Here is a 17,729-nt window from a genome sequence, read left to right as displayed (position 1 = left end):
GCTCCTCCAGGGCCCACGAACGACAGAAGACCCCTGGACGGCAGAACGGGCGATCACAGTGAATGTGATCGCCCGTTCTGGCGTTCATGGCGCGCCTCGTGAAGAGGCCACCCCCGGCTGACAGGTCAGATTGCGGGTTCGCTTTCGGAGACGACGGCATTCATCTCGCGAAGTCGATCCGCGTGTTCGGTTGCGTGGTGTCCACAGAAGAGAAGCTCGCCGCCGGTGGGAAGCACAGCGCGTACGCGTGCTCCGGCACCGCACCGGTCGCACCGGTCGGCAGCGGTCAACTGTGGGCTGGTCAGTGTTCCGGGCATGACTCCTCCGTACTGGCTTTGCGGCATTCGGGCCGCGTGCCTGGGGCCTGGTCCGCCGCGTCGGAATGGCGCGGTAGATCCACTCTTACAGACGTTTGGGGTTTACGGGTTGTTCCCGAAGGCGTTTCTTAGTGTTGTGTCTCACTGGAAATGCGCTGGGCAGGCATTCTCCGGTGAAGATTGTTCGCTGACAGCTGATTCGGATCGCCGACCTCAGCCCGATATTCTGGGCTGATGAACCCGGGACGCGAACCACTTGTCGACGCGAGCGTCGAGTTGCTCCACATGTGCACGCGCGAGGAATGGGCGCGGGCACAACAGATCGGTGAACGCATCCCCGACGGATTCGAGGCCGAGGGCTTTGTTCACATGTCGACTCCGGCGCAAGTTCATCTCCCGGCGAATCGGATCTTCGCCGGCCGGGACGACATCGTGCTTCTCGCCATCGATCCGGCCTTGCTCGGCGGTGAGGTGAAGTACGAACCAGGTGTTCCCTCGGACCCGGAATCGATGCGATTCCCGCATTTGTACGCCCCGATTCCGGCCGCAGCCGTCACCGCTGTCGTCGAGTATCTTCCGGACGCGAACGGCGTGTTCGCGCCGGTTCGGTAGTTCGCCGATTCGCCCGCCGTGGACTGCGTTCGGCGGATTACGGCCCTCACGCGATGCGGGTCGCCGATCGGCGCTACCGTTGGTATATGAACGTAGAAGTCACCCCACTACCGGGGATCGGGACGCGCAAGGATTTTGTTCTGTCTTCCGGTCGTCGCGTGGGTGTCGTCACCCATCGGGACGGTCATACCGATCTCATCGTGTCCAAGGCAGACGACCCTGACGCGTGTGCTGCCTCACTGCCTCTGACCACCGAGGAAGCGGCAGCGCTCAGCAATCTCCTGGGTGCCCCACAGCTGGTTGCACAGCTCGAAGAAGAGCACCGTGACCTTCCGGGAATTCGAACCAAACAGCTCTACATCAAGGACGGGTCGCGCTACGACGGGCAGACACTCGGGGACACCGGCATGCGCACCCGTACCGGGGTCTCCATCGTCGCCGTCATGCGCGCGGGACAGGTGAGCCCGTCGCCGAACCCCGACTTCACCTTCACCGGGGGAGACCTCCTCGTCGCAGTCGGAACGCCGGACGGTTTGGCCGCAGCGGCAAAAATCTTGGCCAACGGCTGACTGGCGCGTGGACACAACCACCCTCGCACTGATCGAACTCGGCGCGGTCTTCTTCGCGCTCGGACTGCTCGGACGGCTCGCTGCTCGCGTCGGCATGTCGCCGATCCCGTTTTATCTGATCGGCGGCCTGTGCTTCGGACAGGGCGGTTTCATCCAGCTCGGCGACATCGGCGAGTTCTCCCATCTGGCAAGTGAGATCGGGATCGTCCTGCTCTTGCTGCTGTTGGGGCTCGAATACACGGCGGCCGAGCTCGTCACCGGTCTCAAACGCTCACGGGTAGCGGGCATCGTCGACATCGTCCTCAATGCGACGCCCGGCGCGGTGGTCGGCTTGATTCTCGGCTGGGGCGTCGTGGGGGCGACGGTCATGGCCGGCGTCACCTACATCTCGTCTTCGGGAATCATCGCCAAGGTGCTCAGCGACCTGGGGCGCCTCGGTAACCGCGAAACACCGGTCGTGCTGTCGATTCTGGTGTTCGAAGACCTGGCGATGGCGCTGTACCTGCCGATTCTGACCGCAATGCTGGCGGGCGTCAGCTTCATGGGCGGGCTCGAAGCGGTCGGAATTTCGTTGCTGGTCATCACCGTGGTTCTCGTTGTGGCTCTGCGATACGGACGGTACGTCTCCGCGCTCCTCGACAGCCCCGACAGCGAGACGCTGCTGCTCAAGCTGCTCGGTGCCGCATTGTTGGTTGCCGGTATCAGCTCTGCGATGCAGGTGTCGGCGGCCGTGGGTGCGTTCCTCCTCGGAATCGCGATCTCGGGATCGACGGCGCACAACGCCAGTCGCGTGCTCGAGCCCCTACGAGATCTGTTCGCCGCGATGTTCTTCGTGGTCTTCGGTCTCAACACCGATCCCAGTTCCATTCCGCCCGTCCTCGGGTGGGCGGCGATTCTGGCAGTCGTCACCGCGATCACGAAGCTGATCACCGGAGCCTGGGCGGCCAGACGTCAGGGTGTCGCGCGAATGGGTCAGGCGCGTGCCGGTGCTGCTCTGATCGCCCGCGGTGAGTTCTCCATCATCATCGCCGGGCTGGCGGTGTCCGCGGGTGCCGTCGACGCCGAACTTGCCGCATTGGCAACGGCTTACGTGCTCTTGATGGCCGTGATCGGTCCGGTGGCGGCAAGAGTTATCGAACCCGTTGCCTCGTTGTACATCAAGGTTCGTACGAAGTCCTGAATGCGGCCCTATTCTGTCCGGATGTCGAACAGAATCGCCCGTCCCGCCGCGACAGTCCTGTGCGCGGTGATCCTCTCGTGCGCTCCGGTCCCGGCGTTTGCCGGTGGAATTCCCACGCTCGAACAAGCCGGACCCTCAGCTGCGCAGGTTGCCGCGGATCGATCGCTGCACCTCGAGGGTGCGTCGAACGCGCGTGACATCGGCGGCTACGTCACCGAGGACGGGCAGACCGTTCGGTGGGGGAAGGTGATTCGCTCGAATGCCCTCGACAAGCTGACACCGTCGGATCTCGCGTCGTTGAGCGAACGCGGAGTGGAATCGGTCGACGACTTCCGCACAGTCGTCGAACGGACGCTCTCGCAGGACCGTATTCCGAGCGGAGCGCGAAGCAACTGGTTCGACGTCGTCGGAACCAACCCCGCCAACCTCCCGGCGCTGGTGGACATGCCGACGATGTACGCGTTGATGGTGACCGATCCGGGGGCGAGCCGCGCATTCCACGACGCACTGGTGAACGTCGCGGACACTGACGGTGCAGTCCTCTACCACTGCTCGGCGGGCAAGGACCGTACCGGCTGGATGACTGCAGTTCTCCTGACCGTCCTAGGCGTGAGCCGCTCGGATGTGAATTCCGATTACATGCTCAGCAATCAGTACCTCACCGGACCTCGCACGGGGAGCGCGTTCATCGACGGCGTCGAACAGTCCTGGCTGGACACGTCTTTCGCCACGGTGGATCGGGTGTACGGCAACTTCGACAACTACGTCCGGGACGGTCTGCAGTTGAGCGAGGACGATATCGCACAACTCCGGGACACACTCTTGGTCTGAGGCGGCAAACGCAGAAGAGCCGCTCTCCGGAAATCCGGAGAGCGGCTCTTCTTCGCGTAACTGGTGTGACTAGTCGAGGTAGTCGCGCAGAACCTGCGAACGCGACGGGTGGCGCAACTTCGACATCGTCTTCGATTCGATCTGGCGGATACGCTCACGCGTGACGCCGTAGACCTGTCCGATTTCGTCTAAAGTCCTCGGCTGACCGTCGGTGAGACCGAAGCGGAGGCGAACCACGCCGGCTTCGCGCTCGGACAGCGTCTCGAGTACGGACTGCAGCTGATCCTGCAGCAAGGTGAACGAGACGGCGTCGACTGCGACTACGGCTTCGGAGTCCTCGATGAAGTCACCGAGCTGGCTGTCGCCCTCGTCGCCGATGGTCTGGTCGAGAGAGATCGGCTCACGCGCGTACTGCTGGATTTCCAGCACCTTTTCCGGCGTGATGTCCATTTCCTTGGCGAGCTCTTCCGGCGTGGGCTCACGGCCCAGGTCCTGGAGCAGCTCACGCTGGATACGGCCGAGCTTGTTGATGACCTCGACCATGTGCACCGGGATGCGGATGGTGCGAGCCTGATCGGCCATTGCGCGGGTGATGGCCTGACGGATCCACCACGTGGCGTAGGTCGAGAACTTGTAACCCTTGGTGTAGTCGAACTTCTCGACTGCACGGATCAGACCGAGGTTGCCTTCCTGGATGAGGTCCAGGAACGCCATGCCACGGCCCGTGTAGCGCTTGGCCAGCGAGACGACCAGGCGAAGGTTGGCCTCGAGGAGGTGGTTCTTGGCACGGTTGCCGTCGCGGCAGATCCAGCTCATGTCGCGTCGCTGAGCCGCAGGCAACTTCTCGCCCTTGTCGGCGAGGTCCTGCATGATCTGCACAGCGTAGAGGCCTGCTTCGATGCGCTTAGCCAGTTCGACTTCCTCTTCGGCGTTGAGGAGTGCGACCTTGCCGATCTGCTTGAGGTAAGCGCGAACCGAGTCGGCGGACGCCGTCAGTTCGGCATCCTTGCGTGCCTGACGGAGAGCTTCGGACTCTTCCTCGTCCCAGACGAAGTCGCCGGAAGCCTTGTCCTTCTCGGACGGCTCTGCAGCGGTCTCTTCGTCTTCGCCGACTGCTACGACCTCGACGACATCGGACTCGACCTCGGCAAGGTCGCCGTCCGTGATGTCGATGTCTTCCAACTCGACATCGCCGTCTTCGGCGTCAGGATCGCCGGCCTTCTTGGGGCTGGCCTTCTTAGCTGCTGCCTTCTTGGCCGGAGCTTTCTTGGCCGGAGCCTTCTTTGCTGCTGCCTTCTTGGCGGGGGCCTTTTTCGCCGGAGCCTTCTTGGCTGCCGGAGCGGTGACGGTGGCCGCCTCCACGGCTGGAGATTGTGGCTCTGACTCTGATGGAGAATCAGCAGTCTGACGTGTATCGGTGGCTGCCACGTACGCCCTTTCGTGACGGTGTCGTGCGGCGTCACGCCAGAGTGGTGATCCGGCGGAGAGGTCAATGGTTGTTGGCCGGCGCGCAGCCGGACTTCACCATTGTAACGACTCTCAGGAAACTCTTACGTCACGGCGGGCCGTAACAGGTAGATTTTCCGCTTTTCACGTGCGGGTTTTCTCATCCGGCGACGGGAGCCGGCCTGGTCAATCCGACCGACGCGAGTGCAGCTCCGGCAATTCCCGCAGTGTTCAGAAGGGTGGCGGGGACGACCTTCGTGCGGTTGGTCAGATGCGGAATCCACTTCTCGTGTTTGCGGCTGATGCCGCCGCCGGCGATGAAGAGGTCGGGCCAGAGCAGGTTCTCGAAGGTGGTCAGAACTCGTGAGACCTCGACCGCCCACTCCTTGTAGCTCCAGTCCTTCTTTTCCTTCACCGACGAGGCCGCTCGATGCTCGGCTTCCTTGCCGTCGACCTCGAGGTGACCGAACTCGGTGTTGGGCAACAGAACTCCGTTGTGCAACACGGCAGATCCGATTCCGGTGCCGAAGGTCAAGAGGATCACGACGCCGGAGGTGTCCTTGCCCGCCCCGAAGGAGTCCTCGGCGATTCCGGCAGCGTCGGCGTCGTTGAGGACGGTGACCTCGCGGCCGCCCAGGGCCTTGCTGAAGAGCGCGGACGCGTCGGTGTCGATCCAGGACTTGTCGATGTTCGCAGCGCTGCGCGCGACGCCGCCGGTCACGACAGCGGGCAAGGTGATGCCGACCGGACCGGTCCACTCGGCCTGCTCGACGATCTCGGCCACAGTGCCCGCGATCGCATCGGGAGTGGACGGCTGCGGGGTCAGGATCTTGATGCGGTCACCGATCATTTCCCCGGTGCTCAGGTCGATCGTGCCGCCCTTGACGCCGCTGCCGCCGACATCGATCCCGAAACCTGTGGTTGTCATCGTCCTGCGCTCCTGAGTGTCGAATTCGAGGTCACGATCTACCGTTGCAAACACTAACCCGAACAAGGACCCGGGCGCGTGCGACTCGAGGCGTTCGAGTGGTGCCCCTCGGTAGAGATGTGTTGCGATGGTCCGGTGCGCCCTTCAGAAAGAACGTTGCCCGACTTTTCCTCCGATTCTCTGGATCCCGCACACTTGCGGGCAGTTGCCGTAGCCGTCGCCGAACGCGCGGCCGAACACGTCCGCTTGCGTCGGACCGAGGTATTCGGCCTGGTGGGTTCCGGTGCCGCCGAGGGTGGTTCGGTTGCTGCGAAGAGCACGCCCACCGATCCCGTCACGGTGGTCGACACCGAAACCGAGCAGGTGATTCGCGATCTTCTGGCGCAATTGCGGCCTGCAGATTCGATCTTGGGTGAGGAAGGTGGCGGAGACACCGACGATTCCGCGGGAGTTCGATGGGTAGTCGATCCCATCGACGGCACGGTGAATTTTCTCTACGGAATCCCCGCGTTCGCCATTTCGGTGGCCGTGCAGATCGACGGAATCTCGGTGGCCGGCGCTGTGGTCGACGTGTCGATGGAAACAACGTATTCCGCGCATCGGGGCGGCGGTGCAACCATGACAACGGCTGACGGCGTCGCCAGCGACCTACGCGCCAATGAGGTGACCGAGCTGTCAATGGCGCTGTTGGCCACCGGTTTCGGTTACGGAGCGGATCGCCGGAAGGTGCAGGGCGCGTTGATCGGGCAGATCCTGCCGCAGGTTCGCGACATCCGACGCATCGGTTCGGCTGCTTTGGATCTGTGCATGGTGGCCACCGGCCGGGTCGACGCCCACTTCGAGCACGGACTGAGTCCGTGGGACTGGGCAGCGGGCTCGCTGATCGCTTCCGAAGCGGGCGCTGTCATCAACGTCCCGGCGCCCGATTCCACTTCGGCAGACGGCGATGTCGTCTACGCGGTGGCTCCGGCAATTGCCGAGCAGTTCGCCCGCATGCTCAGTTCGATCGGTGCGGATCAGCCGATTCCGAGCTGAGGCTTGTCAGCAGCGTGCGGTGCGGGCCGCTTTGAGCAGCGCGATGTCCATCGGGGCGACTTCGGCGTTCGCGGGCTGCTCGGCTAGGGCATGCAAGATCGCGGTGGCGTCTGTGTTGGGGGTGAGGGCGCCCTTGTTGTAGGTGCCGAGAGCCAGGTCGACTGTGTCGTCGCCGCGACCGTCCTGGACCAGTTCGGCACAGGGGGCGACCAGCCAGACGGAACTGGCGGCGGCGAGGCCGTTCGCTCCGAAACGGATCTGACCCTGGCACTCCATGTTCTGGTCGACGTAGACGGGGTCGTTTCCGACCTGAACGTCCGGCGCGCTGGAGAAGCCGAATTCGCTCAGTTGCGCCGCCACCTGGGCCGCCTGACCGTGTTCACCGTTGGCGTTGAACACGCGAACCTTGGTGGCCGCCAGGGGAGCGGGGTCGACGTCGAGCAGCTTCGACCGGTCGACGACGGTTCCCAACGGCAGTGGCGCCGCTGCCGACGGATCGGAGGAAGGCTGCGGGAGGTTGCAGGCCACGGTGTCACTGACTTCGGCCTCGGCGCTCAGGATGCGAACCCACAACACACTGCCGATCAATGCGAGTACCGCGAACACGGCGATCACCGGCCACGCGCGCCGACGGCGGAACGGACGTCCCTGGTCATCGGTAGAGCTGCCTTCGGTGATCAGAGAAACCACGGTATCCCTCGACTTTCTTGACGAAACTTCTACTTCGCCATCGGGCCGAGCGGTGCCGGCATGACGTTCGGTGCCTACCTTAGAGGGCATGTGTGACGACACAGCCGAAGCGAGGCTCGACGCGTCGAACTGCTGTCGATCGCCCACCGCCAGTTGGCCGATTACCGGCCTGTTTCTACCCGGATTCGGCCCGAAAACATCGCCGAAAGGTCACAGCTTGCTCTTGCCTTGGTGACAATTCGCAGTCATTTTTCGGAAATTTCCGATTCGGTTACTACTTTCGTGCTCACGTCGGCTACTGTCTGGCGGCCCAGGTCGTTCAACTGGGCATCGGCAGGACGCCGAAATGACAACCAAATGAGGCGCAGATCACGTTCTCGGAAGGAACTTCCGGGCACTAATTCCAGTCCTGCAGCGTTATGCAGCGACAGGGAATGATCTGGATGCCACGGCGGTTTCCATGCGCATCAAGGATCTACCGGATTCTCGGCGCACACGGGACCGGGATACACGAAGAGGATGGGGTAGACGAGATGGCAACTGACTACGACGCACCGAGGCGTACAGAGTCCGACGAGGTTTCGGAGGACTCGCTCGAGGAGCTGAAGGCGCGACGCAACGAAGCGCAGTCAGCCGTCGTCGACATCGACGAGACGGACACCGCGGAGTCCTTCGAGCTGCCGGGTGCCGACCTTTCCGGCGAGGAACTCTCGGTTCGAGTGGTTCCGAAGCAGGCAGACGAGTTCACATGTTCGAGCTGCTTCCTGGTTCATCACCGCAGCCGCCTGGCCAGTGATGCCAACGGACAGCTCGTGTGCATGGACTGCGCTGCCTGATCTCCCTTCCCGGTGGTCGACCCGTCAGCTCGAGGGTCGACCAAGGGTCGGGACGTACTGCTTTGCTGTGACCGCGCTGGTCAGCGATCCAGCGCAGCCAGCAGATCGGCGGGACGACGTGTGCTCACCAACCAGTACGGCGTGGGATCCTCCGGGTCGTCGAGCACGATCAACACCATTGTCTTGACCCAGGGGCGATGTTGGACGAACGCCGACGGATCGAGTTGGCGCCCCATCGCCGCACTCTTCGCGGATGCCGGCACTGCTGCCGCCCGCGAAATCAGTTCGACCGGCAGGTGGGCTCTACCCACGTGCAGTTCTTTCACCCCTGCTGTCTCGACCACCTCGACGCGCATCCGGCTGAGCCAGAATGCCGCCCAGATCGGGATGGGGAGCAGCACGACGTAGGCCAGGTACGAGAGGAGCCCCGGGCGGCCCATGTGGACCTCGGCCGCGAGGAGTCCGGCTACGGCCAGCCCGGCGATCCACCACCAGATCGGCACCCACAGGCGCTCGGAGTACAGCGTCGTGGACGGGGGCGTTGTGGTGGCGACGTCAGGTCGAGATGTTTCGGGCACCTGTCAAGGATAGTCCGTCGCTACGAGTAGTCTTGGCCCACGTGAGCGACCATCTCTCCATCGCCTTGAAGCGACTGGATCCAGACCTGCCCGTTCCACAGCGTGCGCATCCCGGAGATGCGGGTGTGGATCTGTGCTCCACCAGCGACGTCACCATCGAACCCGGCCATAGAACACTGGTCGGAACGGGGATCGCGATCGCGTTGCCGGTGGGCACCGTCGGGTTGATCCATCCGCGTTCCGGACTCGCCGCCAAATCGGGACTGTCGATCGTGAATGCGCCCGGAACCGTGGACGCGGGATACCGGGGCGAACTCAAGGTCTGCTTGATCAATCTCGATCCGGCCACAGCCATCGACATCCGCCGCGGTGACCGAATCGCTCAGCTCGTGGTTCAACGAGTCGAACTCCCTGTTTTCGAGGAAGTCGAGTCGCTGGACGACACGACCAGAGGAACCGGAGGCTACGGTTCCAGCGGCGGTCACGCGATACTCGATACCGATGCGCCTGGCGCGGTAGTCGGAGAGGGAGTCTGAATCATGTTCGGACGCAAGAAGAAGACAGACGTCGACGAGGAACCCACCAGCTTCTTCGGTGACGAGAACGACGAGTCGGTGGAGGTCGACGAGGTCGACGACGATCTCGATGCCGCCGGCGACGAGTTCGGTGACGAATCGGAAGGCCCCTACGACATCTCGGAGATCGATTCCGACGATCCGACGGCAGGCCGTGACGGTCAGCGCCTGGATCTCGGATCCGTTCTGGTGCCGATGCCGACCGGCGGACAGTTGCAGGTCGAGATGGCGCCCAACGGTTCGCCGCAGGCCGTGCACCTGGTCACCGAGCACGGTCGCGTCACCGTAGCCGCTTACGCCGCCCCGAAATCACCCGGTCAGTGGCGAGAGGTCGTGGCTGAGCTCGCGCAGTCGCTTCGCGACGACAATTCCGCGGTGAGCGTCGAGAACGGCCCGTGGGGCCGGGAACTGGCTGCTGTGACGGCCAACATGGACCTGCGGTTCATCGGCGTCGACGGTCCGCGATGGATGGTGCGCTGCGTCGTCGCGGGTCCGAGCGGATCCACAGCCGCGAACGCCCCGCTGGTCGCAATCGCACGCGACATCCTGCGCGACACCGTCGTCAACCGAGGATCGGAGCCGCATCCGGTGCGGACACCGCTGCCCGTCGTGCTCCCGCAGGTACTCGCCGAGCAGTTGGCCGCCGCACACGAGCAGCAGCTGGCGGCAGCTCAACAGCAGCAGGTCGCCGCCCAGCAGCAACAGCAGGCAGCTCCACCCGCTCCGCCGGCACCCCCGGCGCGACCGACCCCGCCGCCTCGTAGCGGCGAATCCGGTTCTGCCATGCAGCAATTGGGTCAGTAACAGAGTTTTCTTCAGGCGCTCGCGGTGGTATCGGATTCGATCGCCGCGAGCGCTTTGATGCAGGTGGCCCCCAGAACAGCGGGATCGCGCCCGATCATGTCGAGCGTCGTCGTGGCCACTGCGCCGCGGGGCAGTGCCGCCGCCCAGCTTTGCGCTACCGCCGCGGGATGAACCGGATCGTCCACCGCCGACGCAATGCCGACCGGAACGCCCACCGCCCGTAGCTCGCTCTCGCCGAGCGAGTGGTACGACGCAGCCTCGTCGAGTGCTGCCGGGAGATCGGGCCACTGCGAGCGCCAGGAGCGCTCGAGTTCGGCTCCGAGCCATGCCGGACTCGACGCGAGCATTGCCGCGATCACCGCCTCCAAACCTTCGGAGCGCAGTTGCCCTGCGGTGAACTTCGCGCTCGCCGCAGCGGGTGCGTCGTCCGCCGAACCGATCCAGGCCGGAAGCGCTGCCAACACGCTCGCGGTTCGATCGGGGTTCGCGGCGGCCCACTGGAGCGCAACGGCCGCCCCGATCGAGACCCCTCCGACGATGATTCGGCCGTACGTGTCCGCGGCGCTGTTCATCGCGTCCAGGTAGCCGTCCACGACACGCCGAGGGTCCGGTTCAATTGCGACGATGCGCACACCCAGAGCCGCCAGCGGCGCCCGGAATCCGCGGTCCGCGAAGTGGGCGTCAGAGCCTGTACCTGGGAGAACGACGGCAACGGTCGCCGATTCTGAGTTCTGCATCTTTTGATCTTGCCCGGTGCCCCCGAGACGCGGACTGACCGGTGTGGTTACACGCTCGTAATGGGTCTACAGTGGCGATCACACAGCCCTTCACGTGACGCGAAACCCTTGCGTCACACATGTTCGCAGGAGCGCGCAATGGCACCCGCCGCCGCAGGATATTTTCGTCGACTGACCCAGCGTCTGACCGAGGACGTCGACCAGTTGGACGCCCAGGAAATGGCCGAGTCCAACAAGGCTTCCGGAGGTCAGAAGGCGTGCGATTGTCGTCGCGGTGAAGAAGTCACGATGGTGGGCCGACTCCGCAGCGTCGACGCGTGTCCCAAGTCGGGAAACGCCAGTATCGAGGCCGAGTTCTTCGACGGCACCGAGGTGATCAATCTCGTCTGGATCGGGCGTCGCCGGATCCCGGGTATCGAGACCGGTAAGACCCTGCTGATCCGCGGTCGTGTGGGCGAGCGTGACGGTCGCAAGGCGATCTTCAACCCTTACTACGAACTGCGCGGCGAATAGGCGCGTTTCCCGCATTTACCGTGCAACTCGGTGACTGTGGCACCCTCGACAGGTGACTGAAACACAACAGCGATCGGTAATAGACCAACTCGGCGGGCTGAGTGGTCTGATCTATTCGTCTTTGCCGATTCTGATTTTTGTCCCGGTCAACAGCATCTGGAACCTCACTGCGGCGATCTGGGCCGCATTGGGCGTCGCTGTCGCTATCGCGGCCTGGCGCCTCTTTCGCAAGGATTCCCTCCAACCCGCTATTTCCGGGTTTCTCGGAGTCGGAGTTTCCGCGTTCATCGCCTATCGCACCGGCGATGCCAAAGGATATTTCCTCTTCGGTATCTACACGAGCCTCGCCTACGGTGCGGTCTTCCTGATTTCCATCCTCGTGCGCTGGCCACTCGTCGGAATCATCTGGGGCTATCTCAACGGGCACGGCAATCTCTGGCGTAAGCACAGCTCCGCCGTCCGGCTCTACGACATCGCGACGGCGGCGTGGGCGCTGGTCTTCGGCGCGCGGTATCTCGTTCAGTCACAGCTCTACGACACCGACCACACCGGATGGCTCGCAGTCGCCCGCATCGGCATGGGGTGGCCACTGACCGGTTTGGTGCTGCTCGTGACGGTCTGGGCGGTGCGTAAGGCCGATCGCATCGTCGAGCCGGAACCTGTTGTGGGGCCCGAAGGCAGCGAGCCCACCACAACGGACGAAGGGTCCGAAGAGGTGGGCTCGGTGAATCCGACGAAGCCGCGCGAAGACCGCGATCTCAGCTGATCAGGTCCTGGTACTCGGGGTGCTTGTCGAGAAACTTCACGACGTACGGGCAGACCGGGTGAACCTTGAGGCCGCGCGCGCGTAGGTCGTCCAAGGCTTGGCGGACGAGAACCCCGGCCAACCCGAAACCTTCGAAGGCCGGGTAGATCTCGGTGTGGTTGAACGAGACGACGTCACCGGACGTGGTGTAGTCCTCGATGCCGGCGAGGTCGCCGTCAGCATGGATCTCGTACCGGCTCTGGCTTGGATTGTCGGTGACTACGGTGTTTTCGGGTGCCTGTGCCATGAGTTTCCCTTTCGTGTCGGTGTGCTCGTGTCAGTTTTCGAGACGGAGTGCTACGCGCAACTGATCCTCGGCGTCGACGGCCGCAACGAAGAGCAGTTCATCCCCGCCTTCGATGGGATCGTCCATCTGCGGGACGATCACGCGTCCGCCACGCAGAATGGTGACCAGTGCGCAATCTCGCGGCAGTTCGAGTTTCTTGACGGCCTTGCCGGCGAGCGGTGTGTTGTCGGGCAACGTGATCTCGACGAGGTTGGCCTGTCCCTGCCGCAGCGTCATCAGTTTGACCAGGTCACCGACGGAGACGGCTTCTTCGACGAGCGAAGCGAGCATCCGTGGTGTCGAGACGGCGACGTCGACGCCCCACGACTCGTCGAAGAGCCATTCGTTGCGGGGATCGTTGACGCGGGCGACAACTCGGCGAACTCCGAACTCGGTTTTCGCGAGCAGGCTGAGAACCAGGTTGGCCTTGTCGTCTCCGGTCGCGGCGATCACGACCTCGTACGACTCCATCGACGCGTCCTCGAGTCGGCTGAGTTCGCAGGCGTCCGCATGTACCCACTTCGCCTCGGGCACCGACTCCGGTTCGATGTGATCGAGCTTGCGTTCGATCAGCATGACGTCGTGTGAGCTTCGAATCAGCTCACGCGCAATGGAGCGGCCTACGGCGCCGGCTCCGGCGATGGCGACCTTCATCGAGAACTTCCAATCACGTTGTAGTGCAACACAGTCGCAGAGTTGTTGTGAGGGGCGGCGTGCGGTTCAGTCATCTGCGGCCTCCTCAGTCGTCGCTCGGCGGCGGGTTGCCGGCCAGCGCGACAGCCTCGGCGACGGTTCCCGATACGGCCGCGATGTAGACCTGGTCGTCGGCTTGGATGACGGTCTTGCGATCGGGGAGAACGCCGGTCCCGAAGCGGATGACGAAGGCGACTCGCGAACTGGTCGCGCTCTCGAGGAGGGAGATCGGCTTTCCGGCCCAATCCTCGTGCAGGGCAAGTTCGGTGATGGCAACGGTGCCCGAAGGATCGCGCCACTTCGCAGTCTGACTTTCCTTGGTCAGCGTGTGCAGGAAACGATCCGTCGACCACGGCACGGTGGCGACCGTGGGAATGCCGAGCCGCTCGTAGACGGCGGCACGCTTGGCGTCGTAGATACGTGCGACGACGCGCTCGACGCCGAAAGTCTCGCGCGCGACGCGTGCTGCGATGATGTTGGAATTGTCTCCCGAGGACACCGCTGCAAAGGCGTCCGCGCGCTCGATGCCTGCCCGGACCAGCACGTCACGGTCGAACCCCATTCCCAGAACCTTGGTTCCCGGGAAGTCGAGATCGAGACGCAGAAACGCACTCTGATCGCGGTCGATGACGGCGACCTCGTGTCCGATCCTGGTCAGAGATGCGGCGAGGGACGAACCCACCCGACCGCACCCCATGATGACGACATACACGCCCTACTCCGTTCATGGACCCTCGTGGCGCGATTGCACGCCGAATCGAACGGTACAGCCCCTCACGGGAAGAGCAAGTACAACGGTCGCCTGCGTGCCGGTTGTCACGACAAAAGGTGAAGTTGGGGCGCTGATGACTCCGAATCGGGCGAGACGGCTTACGCTTTGCACGTGTCTAAGCTCTCGACCGCTACCAAGCGGCTCCTGCTCGGTCGGCCGTTCCGAAGCGACAAACTCGGGCACACGCTGCTACCCAAGCGAATTGCACTACCGGTCTTCGCGTCCGACGCGATGTCATCCGTCGCGTACGCCCCCGAAGAAATCTTCCTGGTTCTCTCCGTCGCGGGTATTTCCGCGTACGCGTACACGCCCTGGATCGGATTGTCCGTAGCCATCGTCATGGCTGTGGTGGTGGCGAGTTACCGCCAGAACGTCCACGCCTACCCGTCCGGTGGCGGCGACTACGAGGTCGCAACGGTCAACCTGGGCCCGACCGCCGGTCTGACCGTCGGTAGTGCGCTGATGGTCGACTACGTGCTGACGGTCGCGGTGTCGATATCGTCGGCGGCGTCGAACATCGGTTCGGCTCTACCGTTCGTCGCGCAGCACAAGGTGCTGTTCGCGGTCGCCGCGATCGTGTTGTTGACCGCGGTCAACCTTCGCGGTATCCGTGAATCCGGCACGGCGTTCGCGATTCCGACGTACGCGTTCATCGTCGGTATGTTCCTGATGCTCGGGTGGGGATTCTTCCGGATCTACGTCCTGGGTGAGGACGTGCACGCGGAATCGTCGTCGTTCACGCTGAACGCCGAAGACTCGCATCTGTACGGAATTGCCTTCGCGTTCCTGATAGCTCGCGCATTTTCCTCGGGCTGTGCCGCCCTGACCGGCGTCGAGGCCATCAGCAACGGCGTACCGGCGTTCCAGAAGCCGAAGTCGCGCAACGCCGCCACGACCTTGCTGCTGCTCGGGTCGATCGCCATCGTCCTGCTGATGGGCATCATCATCCTGGCTCAGAAGATCGGCATCGTCTACGCCCACAATCCGCAGGAACAGCTGGTCGGAGCCCCGGAGGGCTACCACCAGAAGACCTTGATCGCGCAGATCGCCGAAGCCGTGTTCAGTGGTTTCCCGATCGGATTCTTCTTCATGGCGATCGTCACGGCACTGATCTTGGTTCTGGCCGCGAACACCGCGTTCAACGGATTCCCGGTACTCGGATCGATTCTGGCGCAGGATCGGTACCTACCGCGTCAGCTGCACACCCGCGGCGACCGGTTGGCGTTCAGCAACGGAATTCTCTTCCTCTCCGGTGCCGCTATCGCATTCGTCGTGGTGTTCGGCGCCGAGGTCACCAAGCTCATCCAGCTGTACATCGTCGGCGTCTTCGTCTCGTTCGTGCTCAGTCAGACGGGCATGATCAAGCACTGGACTCGGCATCTGAAGTCCGAGACCGACAAGTCTCAGCGCGCCCGCATGCAGCGTTCGCGAGTGATCAATTCGATCGGTCTGGCAATGACCGCCACCGTCTTGATCATCGTTCTGATCACCAAGTTCGCGGCCGGCGCGTGGATCGCCATCGTCGCGATGGTCGCGATCTTCATCGTGATGAAGATGATCCGCAAGCACTACGACAGCGTCGCGGCCGAGCTCGAGGAGCAGGAGTGGGACGGTGTGCTGCCCAGCCGCACGCACTCGATCGTGCTCGTCTCGAAGCTGCACATGCCGACCATGCGAGCTCTCGCCTACGCGCGAGCCACGCGACCGGACACCCTCGAAGCCATCACGGTCAACGTCGACGAGCCAGACACCCGTGCCCTTGTGCGTGAGTGGGAGAAGAGCGACGTGACGGTTCCGCTCAAGGTGATCGAATCGCCGTACCGCGAAATCACCAAGCCGGTTCTCGACTACGTCAAGCGTGTCCGACGCGATGCCCCGCGTGACGTCGTCACCGTGTTCATCCCCGAGTACGTTGTCGGACACTGGTGGGAGCAGATCCTGCACAACCAGAGTGCGCTCCGCCTCAAGAGCCGCCTGCTCTTCCAGCCCGGCGTGATGGTGACGAGCGTTCCGTGGCAGCTGAGTTCGTCGGCCAAGGCGAAGCCGCTCGACATCGAGAAGACCGCAGGCGCCACACGTCGCGGTTACGACACCGGCGAGAAATGATCACCCGACGAGAAATGATCACCCGCGAGAAATGATCGGCAACATCGAAATGGCAGGCGTAGTTCGTTGAGTGAGAATTGGACCGGGCAGACCTTCGAGGTTGATCTGGGCAACCCCGGTCACGGCGGGTTCGTCGTCGCCCGGCACGAGGGGCGGGTCGTGTTCGTCCGTCACGGTTTGCCGGGGGAGCGGGCGCTGGTCCGGGTGACCGAGGACAAGGGCGGATCGTTCTGCCGCGCCGACGCTATCGCCGTTCTCGACGCATCTCCGCATCGCATCGATCCGACCTGCCCGATCTCCGGCCCGGGCGGGGCAGGCTGCTGCGACTACTCGCACGCGGATCTGAGCGTCCAACGTGAGATGAAGACCTCGGTCGTGCGGGAGCAGCTTCTGCGACTCGCTCGCGTCGAATCGGACGTCGAGGTGGAGGAACTACCTGGAACCGGAGACGGGACAGGGTGGCGCACGCGAGTGCGGTTGGCGGTGGACGGGCACGGCGTCGCCGGATACCACGCGTACCGCAGCAGCCGGATCGTCACCGACTTGCGGTGCACTCAGATCGATCGGAGCGCCTACGACGGTCTCGGCGGCCAGCAATGGACGCCGGGCAGTGAGCTGCAGGTCGTTCTCGACGCCACCGGCGAGCGGCACGTCGTGGAAATCGCCGCGCCCGCTGTGTCCAAGACGGGACGACGGACTCCGGGGCGTCGCGGCGCCATGGCACGCCGAGCGGCAAGCGGCGGTCCGCGAAAGACCCGCGTGGCCATCGGGTCGGACACAGTGATCGAGCGCGTCGGCAATCGAGAATGGGCGTTGTCCGCCATAGGTTTCTGGCAGGCCCATCGCAGTGCTGCGAACGCGTACTCACAGGTGGTCGGAGATTGGGCCGGAGCCGCTACCGACGACACGGCCTGGGATCTCTACGGCGGAGTCGGGGTTTTCGCAGCTGTGCTCGCCGACCTTGTCGGGCCGTCCGGGGTCGTGGAGTCCGTCGAATCCTCGGCGCGAGCAGTCTCCGACGGACGGGAAGCGCTCTCGGATCTCGGTCAGGTGCGCTTCCACAGTGCCCGAGTCGAGAACGTTCTCCCGGATCTGGAGCGATCGCCTGCCGTCATCGTGCTCGATCCGCCACGAGCAGGGGCGGGTCGTCCGGTCGTCGAAGCGCTCGCCGCAACTGGCGCCGAGCGGATAGTGCACATCGGCTGTGACCCCGCGTCGTTCGGTCGCGATATCGGTCTCTACCTGGAGCAGGGCTTCGGAATCGGCGGCCTCCGGGCGTTCGACGCCTTCCCGCAGACTCACCACATGGAGTGCATCGCGCTCCTCGAACGCTGACGCGTACCGAATTCTTTCCCCGAACGGGTGTGACGCTTCTCGCGTTCACAACAGTTGCTTGCATTACGCAACTAATCGTAT

At 63.7% G+C, this 17,729-nt stretch carries 21 protein-coding genes; 12 read left to right on the top strand and 9 right to left on the bottom strand.

Annotated elements, in window-relative coordinates; translation table 11 throughout:
- Nucleotides 1–125 precede the first annotated feature (125 nt).
- The gene (locus DBV08_RS29420) at nt 126–317 is read right to left on the bottom strand and encodes a hypothetical protein (protein ID WP_003942643.1); all 192 of its coding nucleotides are present in this window, start codon (nt 315–317) and stop codon (nt 126–128) included.
- Nucleotides 318–551: 234 nt separating this feature from the next.
- Here DBV08_RS29420 and DBV08_RS29415 point away from each other — a divergent pair, with 234 nt between their 5' ends.
- From DBV08_RS29415 to DBV08_RS29400, 4 genes are all read left to right on the top strand, one after another.
- Entirely contained in the window at nt 552–929 is a 378-nt protein-coding gene (locus DBV08_RS29415; RefSeq protein WP_124569734.1) for a DUF952 domain-containing protein, read from the top strand.
- 86 nt (nt 930–1,015) lie between these two features.
- Entirely contained in the window at nt 1,016–1,498 is a 483-nt protein-coding gene (locus tag DBV08_RS29410; RefSeq protein WP_021344116.1) for a cation:proton antiporter regulatory subunit, read from the top strand.
- Between the two features lie 7 nt (nt 1,499–1,505).
- Entirely contained in the window at nt 1,506–2,678 is a 1,173-nt protein-coding gene (locus DBV08_RS29405) for a cation:proton antiporter (RefSeq protein WP_003943778.1), read from the top strand.
- 21 nt (nt 2,679–2,699) lie between these two features.
- Nucleotides 2,700–3,509: a tyrosine-protein phosphatase gene (locus tag DBV08_RS29400; RefSeq protein WP_124569733.1), complete on the top strand. Its 810-nt coding sequence runs from the start codon at nt 2,700–2,702 to the stop codon at nt 3,507–3,509.
- A gap of 69 nt (nt 3,510–3,578) precedes the next feature.
- Here DBV08_RS29400 and DBV08_RS29395 read toward each other — a convergent pair whose 3' ends face one another.
- Both DBV08_RS29395 and ppgK read right to left on the bottom strand, forming a co-directional pair.
- The gene (locus DBV08_RS29395; RefSeq protein ID WP_370333980.1) at nt 3,579–5,003 is read right to left on the bottom strand and encodes an RNA polymerase sigma factor; all 1,425 of its coding nucleotides are present in this window, start codon (nt 5,001–5,003) and stop codon (nt 3,579–3,581) included.
- A gap of 112 nt (nt 5,004–5,115) precedes the next feature.
- Entirely contained in the window at nt 5,116–5,883 is a 768-nt protein-coding gene (gene ppgK / locus DBV08_RS29390) for a polyphosphate--glucose phosphotransferase (RefSeq protein ID WP_124569732.1), read from the bottom strand.
- 156 nt (nt 5,884–6,039) lie between these two features.
- Between ppgK and DBV08_RS29385 the strand changes: the two genes are divergently transcribed.
- Entirely contained in the window at nt 6,040–6,918 is an 879-nt protein-coding gene (locus tag DBV08_RS29385; RefSeq protein WP_124569731.1) for an inositol monophosphatase family protein, read from the top strand.
- A gap of 6 nt (nt 6,919–6,924) precedes the next feature.
- On the opposite strand, the gene cei is transcribed toward DBV08_RS29385, so the two are convergent.
- Nucleotides 6,925–7,608: an envelope integrity protein Cei gene (cei, locus tag DBV08_RS29380; RefSeq protein ID WP_003942618.1), complete on the bottom strand. Its 684-nt coding sequence runs from the start codon at nt 7,606–7,608 to the stop codon at nt 6,925–6,927.
- A gap of 533 nt (nt 7,609–8,141) precedes the next feature.
- On the opposite strand from cei, the gene DBV08_RS29375 reads away from it, so the two are divergent.
- A complete protein-coding gene (locus DBV08_RS29375; RefSeq protein ID WP_003942593.1) occupies nt 8,142–8,444 on the top strand; it encodes a DUF4193 domain-containing protein in 303 nt (100 codons plus the stop codon).
- 80 nt (nt 8,445–8,524) lie between these two features.
- Here the strand turns inward: DBV08_RS29375 and DBV08_RS29370 are convergent, their stop codons facing one another.
- The gene (locus DBV08_RS29370) at nt 8,525–9,022 is read right to left on the bottom strand and encodes a DUF3093 domain-containing protein (protein WP_075833062.1); all 498 of its coding nucleotides are present in this window, start codon (nt 9,020–9,022) and stop codon (nt 8,525–8,527) included.
- Between the two features lie 41 nt (nt 9,023–9,063).
- Between DBV08_RS29370 and dut the strand changes: the two genes are divergently transcribed.
- Both dut and DBV08_RS29360 read left to right on the top strand, forming a co-directional pair.
- Nucleotides 9,064–9,558, top strand: a complete 495-nt coding sequence (gene dut, locus DBV08_RS29365) for a dUTP diphosphatase (protein ID WP_003942635.1) — start codon at nt 9,064–9,066, stop codon at nt 9,556–9,558.
- Nucleotides 9,559–9,561: 3 nt separating this feature from the next.
- The gene (locus DBV08_RS29360; RefSeq protein WP_124569730.1) at nt 9,562–10,401 is read left to right on the top strand and encodes a DUF3710 domain-containing protein; all 840 of its coding nucleotides are present in this window, start codon (nt 9,562–9,564) and stop codon (nt 10,399–10,401) included.
- Between the two features lie 11 nt (nt 10,402–10,412).
- Here the strand turns inward: DBV08_RS29360 and DBV08_RS29355 are convergent, their stop codons facing one another.
- Nucleotides 10,413–11,138 carry an alpha/beta fold hydrolase gene (locus tag DBV08_RS29355; RefSeq protein WP_124569729.1) on the bottom strand — a complete coding sequence of 242 codons (726 nt, stop codon included), beginning with the start codon at nt 11,136–11,138 and terminating at the stop codon, nt 10,413–10,415.
- Between the two features lie 138 nt (nt 11,139–11,276).
- Here DBV08_RS29355 and DBV08_RS29350 point away from each other — a divergent pair, with 138 nt between their 5' ends.
- Together DBV08_RS29350 and DBV08_RS29345 are read left to right on the top strand one after the other, a co-directional pair.
- Nucleotides 11,277–11,651: an OB-fold nucleic acid binding domain-containing protein gene (locus DBV08_RS29350; RefSeq protein ID WP_003942613.1), complete on the top strand. Its 375-nt coding sequence runs from the start codon at nt 11,277–11,279 to the stop codon at nt 11,649–11,651.
- Nucleotides 11,652–11,703: 52 nt separating this feature from the next.
- Nucleotides 11,704–12,417: a DUF3159 domain-containing protein gene (locus tag DBV08_RS29345; protein ID WP_095970531.1), complete on the top strand. Its 714-nt coding sequence runs from the start codon at nt 11,704–11,706 to the stop codon at nt 12,415–12,417.
- Here the strand turns inward: DBV08_RS29345 and DBV08_RS29340 are convergent.
- The 3 genes from DBV08_RS29340 to DBV08_RS29330 all read right to left on the bottom strand — a co-directional run bounded on the left by DBV08_RS29340 (nt 12,410) and on the right by DBV08_RS29330 (nt 14,147).
- Entirely contained in the window at nt 12,410–12,703 is a 294-nt protein-coding gene (locus DBV08_RS29340; RefSeq protein ID WP_095970530.1) for a GNAT family N-acetyltransferase, read from the bottom strand. The genes DBV08_RS29345 and DBV08_RS29340 overlap by 8 nt on opposite strands.
- 30 nt (nt 12,704–12,733) lie before the next feature.
- Nucleotides 12,734–13,396: a TrkA family potassium uptake protein gene (locus tag DBV08_RS29335; RefSeq protein ID WP_003942632.1), complete on the bottom strand. Its 663-nt coding sequence runs from the start codon at nt 13,394–13,396 to the stop codon at nt 12,734–12,736.
- A gap of 85 nt (nt 13,397–13,481) precedes the next feature.
- A complete protein-coding gene (locus DBV08_RS29330) occupies nt 13,482–14,147 on the bottom strand; it encodes a TrkA family potassium uptake protein (RefSeq protein WP_095970529.1) in 666 nt (221 codons plus the stop codon).
- A gap of 171 nt (nt 14,148–14,318) precedes the next feature.
- On the opposite strand from DBV08_RS29330, the gene DBV08_RS29325 reads away from it, so the two are divergent.
- Nucleotides 14,319–16,313 (top strand): APC family permease, encoded by a 1,995-nt coding sequence (locus DBV08_RS29325; protein ID WP_095970528.1) that lies wholly within the window; start codon nt 14,319–14,321, stop codon nt 16,311–16,313.
- A gap of 66 nt (nt 16,314–16,379) precedes the next feature.
- Nucleotides 16,380–17,648, top strand: coding sequence for a class I SAM-dependent RNA methyltransferase (locus DBV08_RS29320; RefSeq protein ID WP_124569728.1), 1,269 nt, complete (start codon nt 16,380–16,382; stop codon nt 17,646–17,648).
- Nucleotides 17,649–17,729 lie beyond the last annotated feature (81 nt).

The sequence above is a fragment of the Rhodococcus sp. KBW08 genome, assembly GCF_003852455.1.
In the GTDB taxonomy this organism is placed as follows: Bacteria; Actinomycetota; Actinomycetes; order Mycobacteriales; family Mycobacteriaceae; genus Rhodococcus_F; species Rhodococcus_F baikonurensis.
Note: the sequence above shows the minus strand (reverse complement) of the source record. Positions and strands in the feature narration are given on the sequence as shown.